This is a genomic window from Micromonospora sp. LOL_021, from assembly GCF_048060215.1.
GTDB lineage: Bacteria > Actinomycetota > Actinomycetes > Mycobacteriales > Micromonosporaceae > Micromonospora_E.
Map to the genome: position 1 here is coordinate 30,898 of NZ_JBHMIN010000054.1, position 14,111 is coordinate 45,008.

Consider the following 14,111-nt stretch of genomic DNA (forward strand, 5'->3'; position numbering starts at 1 on the left):
CTCAACTTGAGTCAGCCGTGCAGTTCGCGGTGCCACAGGGCGTCGCTGATCCGGTCCAACGCCCGGGTCAGATGCCGCCGGTAGGTGCTGAACGGCAGGCCGAGCCGATCCGCCGCCGCCTCCTGCGTCGGGGTGCCGTGCACGAACGTGGTGACCAGCACCCGATGTGACCGGGTGTCGTCGCGCAGGCCGTCGAGCGCGGCACCGAGCACACCGCGCAGCGCGTCGACCGGGTCGCCGTCCGGGCGGTCGGCGACCAGCCGGGTACGGACCAGCGGGTTGGCGGCCAGCGCGTCGGGGCGGCGCCAGGCCCGCATCGCGGACCGGACCGCCGCGTCGAACTCGGGGCGGGACAGCACCAGCAGGTCGGCACCGGACCGGGCGGTACGCGGCTGCAGCCCGTACAGCAGCTGCTGCTGGTTGTGGTCGAGCCAGTGCATCAGCGGCGTGACCCGCCAGTCGTGGAAGAACAGGTGGTACGGGCGTCCACCGACCTGCGGCACCGTCTCGACGGGATGGTCGTCGAAGTACGCCAGGTGCGCCCCCCAGAACTCAGCGTCGTGCAGTACCAGGTAGTGCAGGGCCAGCCCTTTGTCATGCAGGTAGTGGGCCAGCATCCGCATCTGGATCATGTCGGTCACCGGCGACGGTCGCTGGTAGGACGGGGGATGCACCATGAACCGGGCCAGACCGATGTGTTCGCCGCCGCGCAGCGGGGCGCTGGCCCGGCAGTGCCGCCAGGCGGTGTCGACGACCGAATCGGCTTCCAGCTCGGCCGGCTGCGGGTCGTCCAGGTCCAGCCAGATCATGAAGCCCACCACCTCGCCGGTGCCGGAGCTGCGGTAGACGTGGCAGCCCTCGGGCTGGCGGTCCAGCCAGAAGCCGACCAGCGCGGCGGACTCCGGGCCTTCGGCCTCGCCGGCGAGGTCCAGCACCGTCGGCCGGTCCGCCGGCTGGTACGGATCCTCGTAGACCTCGCCCTCGCCGGCGAAGGTGAAGTAGCGGCGGATCTCCTGCGCGTGCCGTTGCAGGTACATCATTGCGCCGACCGCCGGCAGCACCGCCGGCCCGGTGGCGGCCAACGCCTGCTCGAGCAGGTAGGCGTGCAACCGCCGGTGCATCGTCTCGTAGCCCTGCGGGTCACGCCAGCGCAGGTCGTCGTTGAGCGCGTCGCGGACCACGTCGTGCGGGCGCAGGCCGCGGGTGTCGGACTCGATGAACGGCAACTCACGCAGCCAGGCGAAGATCGGCCCGGGGTCGCGGTCCAGGGCCGCCCGCAGCAGTCCTTCGGTGGTCGTCTGGGCGTGCGCGCAAATCTCCAGCGCCTGCCGGTGCAGCGGCGACGGCGTCTCCCCGATAAGCTGGGTGAGCAGGGTCTCCACCACGTTCAGGCTGGGCCGCCAGGCGGCGGTGGCGGCGGCGTCGTGGGTGACCGCGGCCTCGGCTGCGAGCCGCAGCGCCAGCGGGTGGCCGCCGGCGAACGACAACACCGAGGGATGCAGATCCGGCGGTACGCCCCGGCGGTTGAGCAGCGCGACCGCATGCTCCCGGGACAGGTTGCCCATCGGGATCACTTTCAGCAGGTCACGCCAGGCCGGATCGGCCCGCCACTGCGGCCCGGGGCCGCCCCGGCCGGCCAGCACCACCAGGACGGACTCCGGCAGTCGGGGCAGAAACCGGTCCCGCAGCCAGTCCTCCAGCCCCTGGCAGTGCTCGAAGGAGTCGACCAGCAGCACCGCCGTGTCGTCGGCCAGCGCGTCGCCGGCGGCGAGCTCGAAGCGGGCCGGTGACGGACTGACCGCCCGGCCGTCCACATGCACCACGCGTCGCCCGGCGGCGGCCGCCTCGTCACTGAAGTACCGCAGCAGGGTGGACTTGCCGATGCCGCCCGGCCCGTGCAGGTAGAGCACTCCGAGCGGCTCGGGGGCGCGCTCCAACGCCTGCCGCAGCAGAGCGAGCTCGGCGGCCCGGCCGACGAAGTGGTGCTCCCGGGTCTGCCGCAGCCGTCGGTCCAGACTGGTGGTCGCTTGCCCACATCCGGCCATCACAAATCGATATCTTAGTGAAGCCGGTACGCCAGCGGCCGCCCCGGCCCGGCAGCCGGGATGGCACCACCAGCCGCCCCGGGGCGGGATCGGCAGGTCAGCGTGACTGCAGGGTGTCCAGTGCGACGGCCATGGCGATCACCAGGCGGCGGTCCAGTTGCGGGTGGTGGATGTCGACCTGGTAGTTGTCCCGCAGGCTCCACTTGCGTACCACCGAGAAGGCCGGTTGGCCGTCGATGGTGAAGTCGAAGTGGTACGGCAGCCAGGGGGGCAGGTCGCCGATCCGGCGCAGCACGGCCACCACCATGTTGCGCTCCGCGCCGGTCGCCACGCCGAGGCCGGGCTGATCCAGGTGCCAGGTGGAGCGCAGCAGCGACCGGGTGAAGTCCTTGCGGAACAGTCCGATCGGGTGGCCGGCGGCGTCCGTCACGTCGTAGGTCGCCCCGAGGTCGATTACCTGCCGGGCCTTGAAGCCGAGTACGGGCTGCTGACGCTGGTCGTCGGCGTAGAAAGTGACCTGTTCACGGAAGGCCAGCCGCTTCTGCTGGGCGAAGGCGAGCAGCGGCCCGGGTACGCCGTCCGGGCCGACGGCGCGGACCTCGTACTGATTGACGACTGGCCGGATGCGTTGCCTTACGTGCATCTGTCGCAGCGTCTGCAGTTGCTGCTGGTCCATTGGTCGGTGGCTCTCTTCCGTCGGGGGTGAGCGGCCGTGCGCCGCCGGCACGGTGGGCGGCCGTGCGCCACCGGATCGAGAGTTTGCCATGGATATCCGGTACGACACTCACCGGCATCACCGGCCACATATCCTTAAGTAGCCTCCACGCTACGTTCCGTCAGCCCCTGCGGCAGGCCGACAACAAAGGATTTGGACGTATGTGGCCTATTCGGCAAAAGGCTCCCGCTGCCACCCAACCATCCAACTCTCCCGACGACCGCGAGGCGCTGCCCGAACTCGCCGACGCGGACTGGATGCACCACGCCCGCGCGTTCGCCGAGACCAGCTTCTGGACGGTCGCCCGCCGGCTGCCCGGGATCCTCGCCGAGGCGGTCAAGTTGGCCTGGTCGGTGAGCCCACGCGACACGGTCGCCGCGATCGGGCTGAACGTCGTGGCCGGGGTAATGACCACCTTCGGGCTGCTGGCCACCAGCAGCGTACTGCGGGAACTGTTCGCCTCCGGGCCGACGCCGGACCGGATCCGCGCGGCCGCTCCAGCGCTCGCCGTCGCCGCGCTCGCCGTAGCGGCCCGGGGCGGGCTGACCATCGCCGCCGGCTGGGCCCAGGCCCGGCTGATGCCACAGGTCACCTACCGGGCCGAGCTGCGGCTGTTCGAGGCCACCACGTCGGTGGAGCTGGCCGCCTTCGACGACGCCGGCTTCGCCGAGGAGATGGACCGGGCCCGCGACCGGGGCACCGTCGAAGCGGCGTCCATTGTCGATGACGCGGTGAACCTCACCACCGGGGTCGTCGGGGTGGCCGCCACCGCCGCAGCGGTCACCGTCATCGAGCCGCTGCTGCTGCCGTGTCTGCTGCTGGCGGCGGTACCGGCCGCCGTCACCGCCATTCGGATCGCCCGCCGCGAGTACCTCGCGTTGCTGGCCCGGATCACCCGGCGGCGGCGGATGTGGATGTTGGCCCACCTGATGGCCAACCGGCACACCGCCGCGGAAATCCGCACCTACCAGATGCGGGACTTCCTGCTCGGCGAGTACCACCGCACGATGACCACCGAGACCCGGGCCCAACTGCGGTTGGTGCGGGCGCAGACCGGCACCCGGGTCGTCGGGGGTGCGTTCAGCGGCACCGCTGCCTTCGTCGTCTACGCCGTACTCGGCGGTCTGCTCCTGGTCGGCATGATCCCGCTGGCCGCCGCCGCCACCGCGATGATCGCGCTCCAGGCGGCCCGGGCCAACCTGAACACCGCCATCCACGCCACCAACGCGCTGTACGAGGACGCGCTGTACTACCGCGACTACCGCGACTTCCTGGCCCGCGCCGACCGACAGGTGCCGCCGGCCGGCGGCCGGCGGATCGGCGGGTACGACGAGATCGAGCTGGACGGCGTCAGCCTGAGCTACCCGGACACCGACCGACCGGCGGTCGACGGGGTCAGCCTGACCCTGCGTCGGGGTGAGGTGATCGCGCTGGTCGGCGAGAACGGCTCTGGAAAGTCGTCGCTGGCCAAGCTGATCGCCGGGCTGTACCGGCCGAGCAGCGGCACCATCCGCTGGGACGGCGTCGACATCGACGAGATCGACCCGCAGCGGCTCGCCGGCCAGGTCGCGGTGGTGAGCCAGGACTGGTGGCGGTTCCCGTTCACCGCCGGGCAGAACATCACCATCGGCCGGCCGGACGGCGACCAGACAGGGCACGGTCAGCCGGACCGCGACCGGCCGGCGGGTGACCGGTCGGTGCGTGGCCGGGTGCGGCCGTCCATGGTGGATGCAGCGAGGGCCGCCACCGCCCACGACATGATCGAGAGCCTGCCCCGCGGCTATCGGACGCTGCTCGACCGCAACTTCCGGGAGGGCCACGACCTCTCCGGTGGCCAGTGGCAGCGGCTGGTCGCCGCCCGCGGCATCTACCGCGACGCGCCACTGCTGATCTGCGACGAACCATCGGCGGCGTTGGACGCCCGCGCCGAACACGCCCTGTTCCAGCAGCTCCGACGCCGGCCGGACCGGACCGTCGTGCTGATCACCCACCGGCTGGCGAACGTCCGCTGGGCCGACCGGATCTACGTGCTGCGGTCCGGCCGGCTGGTCGAGGCCGGTACGCACGACGAGCTGCTCGCCGTCGACGGGCTGTACCGGGAACTGTTCGAACTGCAGGCGAGCGGGTACGCCGACACGCCGGTCGGATAATCGACCGGTGACCGCCACCACCGGACCCACCGCCGCCCCGGCCACGCCCCCGACCGCCGCGCCGCCAGCCATGCCCTCGGCCACGCCCTCCGCAGCGCCGCCGACCCGGGCTCCGGCAGCGGTGCTGGAGGCGGTCCTGGAACGGATCACCTACGCCAACGAGGAGACCGGCTACACCATCGCCCGGGTCGCCACCGACCGGTCCGGCACCGACCTGCTGACCGTGGTCGGCTCGCTGCTCGGCGTACAGCCCGGGGAGAGCATCCGGCTGGTCGGCCGGTGGGGGTCGCACCCGAAGTACGGCCGACAGTTCGAGGTCCACTCGTACACCACGGTGCTGCCGGCCACCGTGCAGGGCATCGAACGCTACCTCGGCTCCGGCCTGATCAAAGGGATCGGGCCGAAGATGGCCGGCCGGATCGTCGCCCACTTCGGCGCCGACACGCTACGGGTCATCGAGGAAGAGCCGGCCCGGCTGGTCGAAGTGCCCGGTCTCGGGCCGAAACGCACCTCGCTGATCGCCAAGGCCTGGATCGAACAGCAGGCGATCAAGGAAGTGATGATCTTCCTGCAGGGTGTCGGGGTCACCACCTCCCTCGCCGTACGGATCTACAAGAAGTACGGCGACGCGTCGATCTCGATCGTGCGCAACGAGCCATACCGGCTGGCCGCCGACGTCTGGGGCATCGGGTTCAAGACCGCCGACACCATCGCCCAGGCGGTCGGCATCCCGCACGACAGCCCGGAACGGATCAAGGCCGGCATCCAGTACACCCTCTCCGAGGCGGCCGACAACGGCCACTGCTACCTGCCGGAGCCCAACCTGTGCACCGACGCCGCCGGCATCCTCGGCGTCCCCGTCGAACTGGTCCGCGACGCGCTCACCGCGCTGGTCGCCGAGGAAGGCGTGGTACGCGAGGCGGTGCCGAACCCGACCAGCGACGGCGGCACCATTCCGGCGGTCTACCTGGTGCCGTTCCACCGCGCCGAATGCTCACTGGCCGGCAGCCTGCTGCGACTGCTGCACCACCGGGCCGACCGGTTGTCGGCGTTCGCCGACGTCGACTGGGGACGGGCGCTGGCCTGGCTGCGCGCCGGCACCGGCGCCGATCTCGCCCCCGAGCAGGAGCAGGCGGTACGCCTGGCGCTGACCTCGAAGGTGGCGGTGCTCACCGGCGGGCCGGGCTGCGGCAAGTCGTTCACCGTCAAGTCGATCATCACGTTGGCCGCCGCCAAAGGTGCCAAGATCGTGCTCGCCGCGCCGACCGGCCGGGCGGCGAAACGGATGACCGAGCTCACCGGCCACCCGGCCGCCACCGTGCACCGGCTGCTGCAACTGCGGCCGGGCGGCGATCCGACGTACGACCGGGACAACCCGATCGACGCGGACCTGATCGTCGTCGACGAGGCCTCGATGCTCGACCTGATCCTGGCCAACAAGCTGGTCAAGGCGGTGGCACCCGGCGCCCATCTGCTGCTGGTCGGCGACGTCGACCAGTTGCCGTCGGTCGGTGCCGGCGAGGTGCTGCGCGACGTGCTCGCCGCCCCGGCCGTACCGCAGGTCCGGCTGACCCGGATCTTCCGGCAGGCCCAGGAGTCCGGGGTGGTGGTCAACGCGCACCGGATCAACGCCGGCGAGCAGCCACGCACCGACGGCATGGCCGACTTCTTCCTGTTCGCCGCCGACGAGCCGGAGGCGGTCGCCGGCCTGGTGGTGGACATCGTCGCCCGGCGGATCCCGCGCAAGTTCCGGGTGCCGGCCCGCGACATCCAGGTGCTCAGCCCGATGCACCGGGGCCCGGCCGGCGCCGGCAACCTCAACACCGCCCTGCAGGAAGCGCTGGCCCCGCCGCGCGACGACCGGCCGGAGCGGCGGCACGGCGCCCGGGTGTTCCGGATCAACGACAAGGTCATCCAGATCCGCAACAACTACGACAAGGGCACCGCCGGGGTCTTCAACGGCACCATCGGCGTGGTCACCGCGGTCAGCACCGAGGAGCGCAAGCTGACCGTACGCACCGACGAGGACGAGGACATCGAGTACGAGTTCGACGAGCTGGACGAGTTGCAGCACGCGTACGCGATCACCGTGCACCGCTCACAGGGCAGCGAGTATCCGGCGGTGGTCATCCCGGTGACGATGAGCTCGTACACGCTGCTGCAGCGCAACCTGCTCTACACTGCGGTGACCCGGGCGAAGAAGCTCGTCGTGCTGGTCGGCTCCCGCAAGGCGATCGCGATCGCGGTCCGGACCGCCGGTGCCGGCCGCCGGCACACCGCACTCACCCACCGCCTGGCACCCGACGACTGACCCATCCGCCGATCCGCCGATGACCAAGATCAATGTGAGCGCCATGGTTCCCATGTAGCTGTTTTGAGACCCATGGCGCTCGCATTGATCTTGTTTTGGGTCACGCGGATCCGGTCCGCCTAGCCAGATCGACGAACCCACGCAGCTCCGCGTCAGCTCAATGAAGGGCAGCTCCCGAGAGAGCTGCGATCGGACGGGCGGCGGCAGCTACTACGACCCGGACCCGCCTCAATGAAGGGCAGCTCCCGAGAGAGCTGCGATTCGGCCACCAGCAGCTGAGCACGACGTCCGAGATGCCTCAATGAAGGGCAGCTCCCGAGAGAGCTGCAACGGCGAAGCCGTGGCCGAGGCCGCCCGCGCTGAGCCTCAATGAAGGGCAGCTCCCGAGAGAGCTGCAACGGAGTGGTCCCGTGGGCACGGCGTTCCCCGGGAGTGCCTCAATGAAGGGCAGCTCCCGAGAGAGCTGCAACCTCATCCGGCCGAGATTCGCCAGGATCGACAGCGTGCCTCAATGAAGGGCAGCTCCCGAGAGAGCTGCAACGGCCCGGCAATCATCAGCCAGAAAGCCAAGATTGTCGGCCTCAATGAAGGGCAGCTCCCGAGAGAGCTGCAACCCACCACCCACCAGCGAACAGGAAGCCATCCTCGACGCGCCTCAATGAAGGGCAGCTCCCGAGAGAGCTGCAACGTCACCGCCTCGGCGGTCGACACCTCGATACGGGCCATGCCTCAATGAAGGGCAGCTCCCGAGAGAGCTGCAACCAGGCCTCGCACCTTGACCGACATGGCCAGCCGGTCGTGCCTCAATGAAGGGCAGCTCCCGAGAGAGCTGCAACTGACCACGGTGGCGGTGGCTGATGCCGTGGGGTCGTGCCTCAATGAAGGGCAGCTCCCGAGAGAGCTGCAACCGGCGGCGTCTGCGGTGCTGCCGGCGGCCTCGGGGCGCCTCAATGAAGGGCAGCTCCCGAGAGAGCTGCAACAGGGTCGAAATTTTACCCCTCCTGACCTGCTGCGGAGCACGGGGTCCGCGAGAGGTCCGCCAACAGAGGGCACTGCGACAACGCAAACGCCGCCATTGTCCACTACAGAACGATGTCTGATCAGGGAATACGGCTCCGCGAGGGGTCCGCGCTCACGGCCGTCATGACGGAGCCTTCGCGGCGGGGAGCTGAACCGCCGGGCCGGCCGGCAATCAGGCGGCCTCGGTCCCCCACTGTCAGGCGAGCAGTGCGGACCCCTCCTGGGCGCCTCAACCGGCGTAGGCCCCACCTCGGCGGCCCGGGCCGGACCGTCGAGGTGGGGCACGCACTCTTGACAGAAGGGCAGTCTAGAACCAGGCCTGCCTGGGTTACATCCCGGACGCAGACCTGGAGCGCCGACCCTGCCGAGGCGGGGTCGGCGCTCGTTGGCTGTCTCGCCGGGGTAGGCGCCAGGCGATCAGTGGTGCTGCTTGGCCAGTTCGACGAAGGAGTGCCACGCGGACGGGGCGAAGATCAGCGTGCCGCCGTCGCGGTTCTTGGTGTCCCGGACCAAGACCCGGCCGGGCAGGTTGTCGGCCACTTCGACGCAGTTGTTCTGTCCGTTGCTCCGGCTCGACGTGAACCAACGAGCCGCCGAAACATCACCAGTGATCATTTGCCCATCTCCTTCATTGCGTCCCTGATTGCCTGCCTCGACGCGTGCTCGCCCAGCGAGGCGTCCCAGATGTTGCTGAATGCTGCCTCGTACCGGTCGATCTCATGCGGTTTGTCGAGGAACAGCGCCCCGGTGAACCCGTCGACGTAGACCGTGGGCGGTTCGGTGGCCTGGCCGTTGCCGTTGGTGGGGAACTCCAGCACGACGAACGGACCCGACATGATGCCGGCGTGTGTCCCGACCGCGAAGGGCAGCACCCGCAGTGCCACGTTCGACATCTCGCTCACGGTGAGCAGCCGTTCCAGCTGCGCGCTCATGACCTCCTGTCCGCCCACCGGCCGACGGAGGATCGACTCGTTGAGCACCACTCTCAGGTCCGGTGCCGCGACCGGTCTGGTGAGCAGCGCCTGCCGAGCAATACGGAGTTGAACCCGTCGGGTGATCTCGCCCGGCTCCGTGCCGGGGTTGTCGGCCTCGATCAGCGTACGGGCGTAGTCCTCGGTCTGCAGTAGCCCTGGAACGAGCTCGGCTTCGTACCACCGCAGGCGTCGACAGGACTCCTCGAGGCCGATGTACACGTCGAAGCCTTCGTTGATGACGGCGGCGTACGACAGCCACCAGCCCTTGCTCTTGGTCTCCTTGGCGAGAGCCATGAGCGATGTCGTCGTCTCGGCCAACGCGCCGTAGACGCGGCACATCTGCTCGACGTCGAGTGACCGCATGGACGTCTGCCCGGTCTCGATCCGCCAGATCTTCGCTTCGCTCCACTCCAGAGCGGAGGCGGCGGCTCTGACCGTGAACCGGGCCTGCATCCGGAGATCCCGCAGGCAGCGACCCAGTTGCCGTCTCGGCACCGTTGACCCTGTCGGTCCTTCCGCCATGTCTCGTCCTCCGCTCCTCGCCTCACGGTGAGGCGATCCTGTCACTCACGATGAAAGCGCCCGTACGCCTGTTTTGCAATGCATGCTTCGCTCTCTATGACCGACTTCTGGGTACCCTACATGAAGTCTTGCAGATCGATACACGCAGTGCTCTACTCGTCTTCGATACCTGGGCATGCCGCACCGCCCAGCAGCCGGCGAGGGGTAGCCCGAGCAGGCACATGTCGTCGGTCCTGCTCAACTCCGAAGGGGCAGTCCATGGTGAAGCCGCTGTACGGCTACCTGCGGGTGGACCGCGACACCCTCGACGGCGACATCCGGCAGATGGAACTCGCCCTTAAGTTCTGGGCCGAGCAGGAGGGCTACTGCCTCGCAGGGCTCTTCCATGAGTGCGACGCCGCGCTGAACCGCCCCGCCCTCACCGCACTGATCGAAGAGATCCGCCGCTCCAACGCCCGGCGCGTGATCACGCCCAGCCTCGCGCACCTCTCCACGCACCCGGTCGTCCAGCACCACCTTCTCAACGCGCTGGAAGACACCGGCGTCCAGGTCCACACCCTGCAGGAGGAACTAGACCCATGAAACCGCCGCTGTACGGCTACATCCGCCTACTGCCGCCGCACGCCAACATCAGCAACGCCATCGTGGACCAAGCCGAGCGACGCATGCAGCAGCTCGCCGACAGCCACGGCTACGAGCTGACCGCCGTCTTCATCGAACGCGCGACCAGCCGAGCCGCGTTCGACCGCCTGATGCTTGACCTCCTCGTCGAGGACGCCCACCACATCATCGTCCCCGACCACGAAACCCTCTCTGCACACCACAGCCACCTCTTCGACGACCTGATCGAGGAACTTCACGCGGCAGACGCGCTCATCTTCGATCTCGAAGCCATCGATACCTGCGACAGGAGGATGCGGCCATGCTAGGAATCGGGGCGGCTATCGGCGCAGCGCTGCTCGGCTTCTGCGCCGGGCTCTGGTCGTTCAAGATCAAATCCAGGTGGTGCCCAGACTGCGGGCGTACGACCTACCCGATGGCGGATCGGCCTGGTGAGTAGCCGACTACTCGCCACGCCCGAGCCGAAACCCGGCGACGTACTGATCATCGGCCGGCAAGCCAGCGTCCAGTTCGCCGACGACCGCGCCATCCGACTCCGGGTCATCGCCGTCGACCGCAAGTGGACCTACGACGGGTGGATCTGGCTCACCGGATACGTCATCGACCGCCACGGCAACGCAGCCGAACGACGCGAGATTTTCGTCCAGCGCCACGGACTCTACCGACTACCCCGGCGCACAGAAACCCGACCATCGACCAATTGATCAAGGGAGAGAAATGATCATCGAGATGCTCCGTGACTGGTGGCTGCGCTGGCTCGACTGGCGCTCCGGCCGGTCGACGGCCTATCAGCGGCTGCACCACCTGCGCCGCGAGTTGCGGCGACAGCGGCAGACGACATCGGCCCGCCACCGCCGACTCGACGGCAACCGGGGACACCACTGGACCACACAGGCGACCCAACTGGTCCCGACCCTGCGCCCACTGATGACCTACGGCCAACAACTCGGCTACCGCCTACCGCCCACCACCATATGGTGATGCCGCCAATGGCGATCGGGCGATCGGCGTACGCCAGCGGTACGTCTGCCGGCGGCGGTCATCTGCCGGCAGACGTACGGCTGGCGCGACCACCGCGACCACTGCCCTGCGCCGGCACCTGCGGCGGGCTCGGCGGCCCCGGCGTCTGGCCGGCCGAACCGCGCTGCCGGCCGGCCGGGCGCCAGGTGCGGCCGTTGGCATAGACGATCCGGAAGCCCAGGTACGCCGCCAGCGGCGCCCAGTGCGACGAGCCCATCCGCAGCTCGGCGGCGTTGTTGTAGACCCCGTTGGCGAGCACGTCGAGTAGCACCGTCTCGAACGCCGCCGACTCCACCCAGTCGACCTCCCGGGTGTAGCCGCAGATCAGCGAGGCCCCGGTGGTGGCGAGGAACTCGCGCATCCGGGCGTCGGAGGCGCGCAGCACCGAACAGCTGCCGAAGTACAGCCGCTTGCCGGTGCACCTGCCGGCCATCTGCTCGGCCACGTCGTCCAGGTCGACGTGGTGCCGTTCGGTCAGGCACAGTTTGGTCGGCTCGCCGTGCATGGCGAAGAAGCCGACCCGGTAGTCGGCGTACTGGCGCAGCAGCCAGCGGTCCAGGAAGTAGGCAAGCTCGTCGGGGGTCGCGGCGTCGCGGTGGATAAACCGGATCCGGCTGAGCCGTTCCAGCAGTTCCAGGGTCGGCAGCACCGAGCCGCGCTCGTTCAGGTCGCGATGCCACTGCCCCTCGATGCAGAAGACGCCACCGCGCGCCACGTCGCCTCCCACCGTCGGATCGCCCGCCGGACCGCCCAGGTTTACAGCCAGCCGGGCCCCGCCGCCCGCCTGTCGGTCCGGTCAGTGACCATACCGCCGGTCAGGCCGGCGGTGTCACCTCGGACCGGGGCACCGCGAGACGGACCACCCCGGCGTCGACCGCCGCCAACTGTTCGACGCTGACATAGCCGACACCGCCCGGCAACGCTGCCGGCTCCGTCGTGCTGATCTTGATGAAGCCGGTACGCAGCAGCCGGGCCGCCACGTCGGGCGCGGTGGCCGGCTCGTCGCCCACCTGCGGGTGGGGCACCTCGTCGCCGATCGCGTCCTGCGGATCGACGCCGCCTTCCACCGTCACCGCGTTCGGATCCGCCGGACGGACCAGGGCGACCGTGCCGATCTCCTCACCCCGTGCGTCGACCACCGGCATGCCGGTGGTGATCCGGTCTGTCACAGATGCGTCAGCCGCGTTCATGGACGTCCGGTTCCCCGTGTCGGCCTGCGACAAACCGTCCGTCGGAGACCTCGCGCCAGGTGCCGGGTCCGTCGACGAGGCGACGGACCGCGTCGTACGCGGACTCCTCGGTGTCGTACTCGGTGAACCGGGACCTGCCCTCGGCGCCGCCGACGCGGGCCTCGACGAACCACCGGTCGGCGTCGGCGCGGAGGAACACGTCCCGCCGGGCCAGCCGCCCCCAACTGCCGTTCCACCAGTGTTTACGCTGCTCCACCCGACAGACCCTATCGAACATTTGTTCGAGCTGGTACGGCGGTGGTGGGCGGCCACCGGATCGGGCGACCGACCCGGGTACGGCGGTCAGTCCGTCTCCGGCCGCTGGTAGCAGGTGCCGCAGGTGGGGTCGTCACAGCGGGGCCGGACAAGGGTGGCCACCGCCCGCCCACCGGCGGGTTGGGCGGTCGGTCGACCGAGGTCGGCGACGGGTCGGGTAGGGGTTGCGCAGTCCTGGGACGTGATCCCGGCTAGCTGCTCCATGTGTCAAGTGTCACGCAGATCAGGTCCCGCCGCCGCCATTTTTCAACTGCTGGGAGTGATAGGGCAACTACGGAGAGTCCTCCAAGGTCAGCGGTCGGTGCGACGGGTCACCAGAGCGTCCCGGATCTCGGTGAGCAACTTGATCTCCTCGCTCGGCGCGGCCGGCGGCGGCTCCTCGCCCCGACGCCGACGCTCCGCGAGCCGGTTCATCGGCATGACGACCAGGAAGTACAGCGCGGCGGCGGTGAGCACGAAGGTGATCACCGCATTGACGAAGGCCGGCCAGTCGAAGACCACGCCACGGAGGGTGAACCCGACGGCCGCGATGCCCTCCTGGCCGGTCAGCAGCACGGACAGCAGCCTGATGAACGGCTCCAGGAACGACTTGGTCAACTGGGTCACCACGGCGGTGAACGCCGCACCGATGACGATGCCGACCGCGAGGTCGACAACGTTCCCGCGCAGGATGAAATTCTTGAAGCCGTTGATCATGAGGGGCACTCCCGGCAGCTGAGCGGGATATCGGTCGACAACCTACCGCGACAAGCTGGCCGCCCCGCTGGCGCACGCCTCGTCGCCCGGCCCCCGGCAGCGGGGTGGAATGCCTGGTGACCGGCGGTCGTTGTGCATGGTCCGCCCCCGCACCGCACGACCACCTGGAACGGCGATCCCCCCGGCACGGAGAGGTGGACCCCCCATGAACGCGATCATCACCGGTACGCTCCGCGACAAGCTGTGTAACACCGCCCTCGGCATCGCCGGGTTGGCCCTGGCCGGCGGCGCGATCGCCGCGCCCGCCCTGGCCGCCCAGCACACCCCCGGCGTCCAGGCCGCCACCCCGGACACCGCCGTCACCACCAGTGACACCGGCGCCACCAACGACCGCGTCGACACCGGCAAGCTGACCCCGCACGGCGTGCAGGGCGAACAGTCCCGCATCACCCTGTCCGCCGAGCAGACCGGCAACGTCAAGGGCATCATCGCCGCCACCAAGAAGGCCGGCATGGACGAGCGGGCCGCCGTG

15 protein-coding genes, 1 pseudogene and 1 CRISPR repeat array are annotated in these 14,111 nt (G+C 69.6%); of the genes and pseudogenes, 7 read left to right on the forward strand and 9 right to left on the reverse strand.

The genetic code is table 11. The annotated features are described in order from the left end of the window. Positions 1–11: 11 nt before the first annotated feature. Positions 12–2,045, reverse strand: a complete 2,034-nt coding sequence (locus ACFHWT_RS26255) for an AAA family ATPase (RefSeq protein WP_416597360.1) — start codon at positions 2,043–2,045, stop codon at positions 12–14. A gap of 97 nt (positions 2,046–2,142) precedes the next feature. Beyond that, positions 2,143–2,721: a hypothetical protein gene (locus tag ACFHWT_RS26260; protein ID WP_416597361.1), complete on the reverse strand. Its 579-nt coding sequence runs from the start codon at positions 2,719–2,721 to the stop codon at positions 2,143–2,145. Positions 2,722–2,921: 200 nt separating this feature from the next. On the opposite strand from ACFHWT_RS26260, the gene ACFHWT_RS26265 reads away from it, so the two are divergent. Further along, the gene (locus ACFHWT_RS26265; RefSeq protein WP_416597362.1) at positions 2,922–4,910 is read left to right on the forward strand and encodes an ABC transporter ATP-binding protein; all 1,989 of its coding nucleotides are present in this window, start codon (positions 2,922–2,924) and stop codon (positions 4,908–4,910) included. Positions 4,911–4,980: 70 nt separating this feature from the next. After that, on the forward strand, positions 4,981–7,221 hold the full coding sequence (locus ACFHWT_RS26270) for an ATP-dependent RecD-like DNA helicase (protein WP_416597375.1): 2,241 nt from the start codon (positions 4,981–4,983) through the stop codon (positions 7,219–7,221). A gap of 154 nt (positions 7,222–7,375) precedes the next feature. Continuing rightward, positions 7,376–8,201: direct repeats of the CRISPR family, unit length 36 nt; unit sequence GCCTCAATGAAGGGCAGCTCCCGAGAGAGCTGCAAC. 457 nt (positions 8,202–8,658) lie between these two features. Here the strand turns inward: ACFHWT_RS26270 and ACFHWT_RS26275 are convergent. Both ACFHWT_RS26275 and ACFHWT_RS26280 read right to left on the reverse strand, forming a co-directional pair. Further along, the gene (locus ACFHWT_RS26275; protein ID WP_416597363.1) at positions 8,659–8,856 is read right to left on the reverse strand and encodes a DUF397 domain-containing protein; all 198 of its coding nucleotides are present in this window, start codon (positions 8,854–8,856) and stop codon (positions 8,659–8,661) included. Beyond that, positions 8,853–9,737 carry a helix-turn-helix domain-containing protein gene (locus ACFHWT_RS26280; protein WP_416597364.1) on the reverse strand — a complete coding sequence of 295 codons (885 nt, stop codon included), beginning with the start codon at positions 9,735–9,737 and terminating at the stop codon, positions 8,853–8,855. The genes ACFHWT_RS26275 and ACFHWT_RS26280 overlap by 4 nt, the downstream gene beginning before the upstream one ends. Before the next feature lie 258 nt (positions 9,738–9,995). Here ACFHWT_RS26280 and ACFHWT_RS26285 point away from each other — a divergent pair, with 258 nt between their 5' ends. The 4 genes from ACFHWT_RS26285 (at position 9,996) to ACFHWT_RS26300 (ending at position 11,339) form a co-directional block, all read left to right on the forward strand. Then, complete coding sequence (locus tag ACFHWT_RS26285) at positions 9,996–10,319, forward strand: recombinase family protein (RefSeq protein ID WP_416597365.1); 324 nt, start codon at positions 9,996–9,998, stop codon at positions 10,317–10,319. Next, positions 10,316–10,666, forward strand: a complete 351-nt coding sequence (locus tag ACFHWT_RS26290; protein ID WP_416597366.1) for a hypothetical protein — start codon at positions 10,316–10,318, stop codon at positions 10,664–10,666. The genes ACFHWT_RS26285 and ACFHWT_RS26290 overlap by 4 nt, the downstream gene beginning before the upstream one ends. 123 nt (positions 10,667–10,789) lie before the next feature. Then, positions 10,790–11,062, forward strand: coding sequence for a hypothetical protein (locus tag ACFHWT_RS26295; protein WP_416597367.1), 273 nt, complete (start codon positions 10,790–10,792; stop codon positions 11,060–11,062). A gap of 13 nt (positions 11,063–11,075) precedes the next feature. Beyond that, positions 11,076–11,339 carry a hypothetical protein gene (locus ACFHWT_RS26300; protein ID WP_416597368.1) on the forward strand — a complete coding sequence of 88 codons (264 nt, stop codon included), beginning with the start codon at positions 11,076–11,078 and terminating at the stop codon, positions 11,337–11,339. Positions 11,340–11,397: 58 nt separating this feature from the next. Here ACFHWT_RS26300 and ACFHWT_RS26305 read toward each other — a convergent pair whose 3' ends face one another. The 5 genes from ACFHWT_RS26305 to mscL all read right to left on the reverse strand — a co-directional run bounded on the left by ACFHWT_RS26305 (position 11,398) and on the right by mscL (position 13,579). Beyond that, positions 11,398–12,093, reverse strand: a complete 696-nt coding sequence (locus ACFHWT_RS26305; RefSeq protein WP_416597369.1) for a DUF6642 family protein — start codon at positions 12,091–12,093, stop codon at positions 11,398–11,400. A gap of 100 nt (positions 12,094–12,193) precedes the next feature. Then, on the reverse strand, positions 12,194–12,547 hold the full coding sequence (locus ACFHWT_RS26310) for a hypothetical protein (protein WP_416597370.1): 354 nt from the start codon (positions 12,545–12,547) through the stop codon (positions 12,194–12,196). A gap of 7 nt (positions 12,548–12,554) precedes the next feature. Further along, complete coding sequence (locus ACFHWT_RS26315) at positions 12,555–12,845, reverse strand: hypothetical protein (RefSeq protein ID WP_416597371.1); 291 nt, start codon at positions 12,843–12,845, stop codon at positions 12,555–12,557. A 65-nt stretch (positions 12,846–12,910) separates the two neighbouring features. Beyond that, the gene (locus ACFHWT_RS26320; protein WP_282233223.1) at positions 12,911–13,087 is read right to left on the reverse strand and encodes a hypothetical protein; all 177 of its coding nucleotides are present in this window, start codon (positions 13,085–13,087) and stop codon (positions 12,911–12,913) included. 87 nt (positions 13,088–13,174) lie between these two features. Continuing rightward, entirely contained in the window at positions 13,175–13,579 is a 405-nt protein-coding gene (gene mscL / locus ACFHWT_RS26325) for a large conductance mechanosensitive channel protein MscL (protein ID WP_416597372.1), read from the reverse strand. Positions 13,580–13,784: 205 nt separating this feature from the next. Here mscL and ACFHWT_RS26330 point away from each other — a divergent pair. After that, positions 13,785–14,111, forward strand: a pseudogene (locus tag ACFHWT_RS26330) (hypothetical protein); the annotation flags it as partial.

What these genes read in the sequence shown, in the direction of transcription:
- ACFHWT_RS26260 (WP_416597361.1), bottom strand. Translation starts at nt 2,721, where the DNA reads ATGGACCAGCAGCAACTGCAGACGCTGCGACAGATGCACGTAAGGCAA.
- ACFHWT_RS26265 (WP_416597362.1), top strand. Translation starts at nt 2,922, where the DNA reads ATGTGGCCTATTCGGCAAAAGGCTCCCGCTGCCACCCAACCATCCAAC.
- ACFHWT_RS26255 (WP_416597360.1), bottom strand. Translation starts at nt 2,045, where the DNA reads ATGGCCGGATGTGGGCAAGCGACCACCAGTCTGGACCGACGGCTGCGG.
- ACFHWT_RS26285 (WP_416597365.1), top strand. Translation starts at nt 9,996, where the DNA reads ATGGTGAAGCCGCTGTACGGCTACCTGCGGGTGGACCGCGACACCCTC.
- ACFHWT_RS26270 (WP_416597375.1), top strand. Translation starts at nt 4,981, where the DNA reads ATGCCCTCGGCCACGCCCTCCGCAGCGCCGCCGACCCGGGCTCCGGCA.
- ACFHWT_RS26320 (WP_282233223.1), bottom strand. Translation starts at nt 13,087, where the DNA reads ATGGAGCAGCTAGCCGGGATCACGTCCCAGGACTGCGCAACCCCTACC.
- ACFHWT_RS26275 (WP_416597363.1), bottom strand. Translation starts at nt 8,856, where the DNA reads ATGATCACTGGTGATGTTTCGGCGGCTCGTTGGTTCACGTCGAGCCGG.
- mscL (WP_416597372.1), bottom strand. Translation starts at nt 13,579, where the DNA reads ATGATCAACGGCTTCAAGAATTTCATCCTGCGCGGGAACGTTGTCGAC.
- ACFHWT_RS26300 (WP_416597368.1), top strand. Translation starts at nt 11,076, where the DNA reads ATGATCATCGAGATGCTCCGTGACTGGTGGCTGCGCTGGCTCGACTGG.
- ACFHWT_RS26315 (WP_416597371.1), bottom strand. Translation starts at nt 12,845, where the DNA reads ATGTTCGATAGGGTCTGTCGGGTGGAGCAGCGTAAACACTGGTGGAAC.
- ACFHWT_RS26280 (WP_416597364.1), bottom strand. Translation starts at nt 9,737, where the DNA reads ATGGCGGAAGGACCGACAGGGTCAACGGTGCCGAGACGGCAACTGGGT.
- ACFHWT_RS26290 (WP_416597366.1), top strand. Translation starts at nt 10,316, where the DNA reads ATGAAACCGCCGCTGTACGGCTACATCCGCCTACTGCCGCCGCACGCC.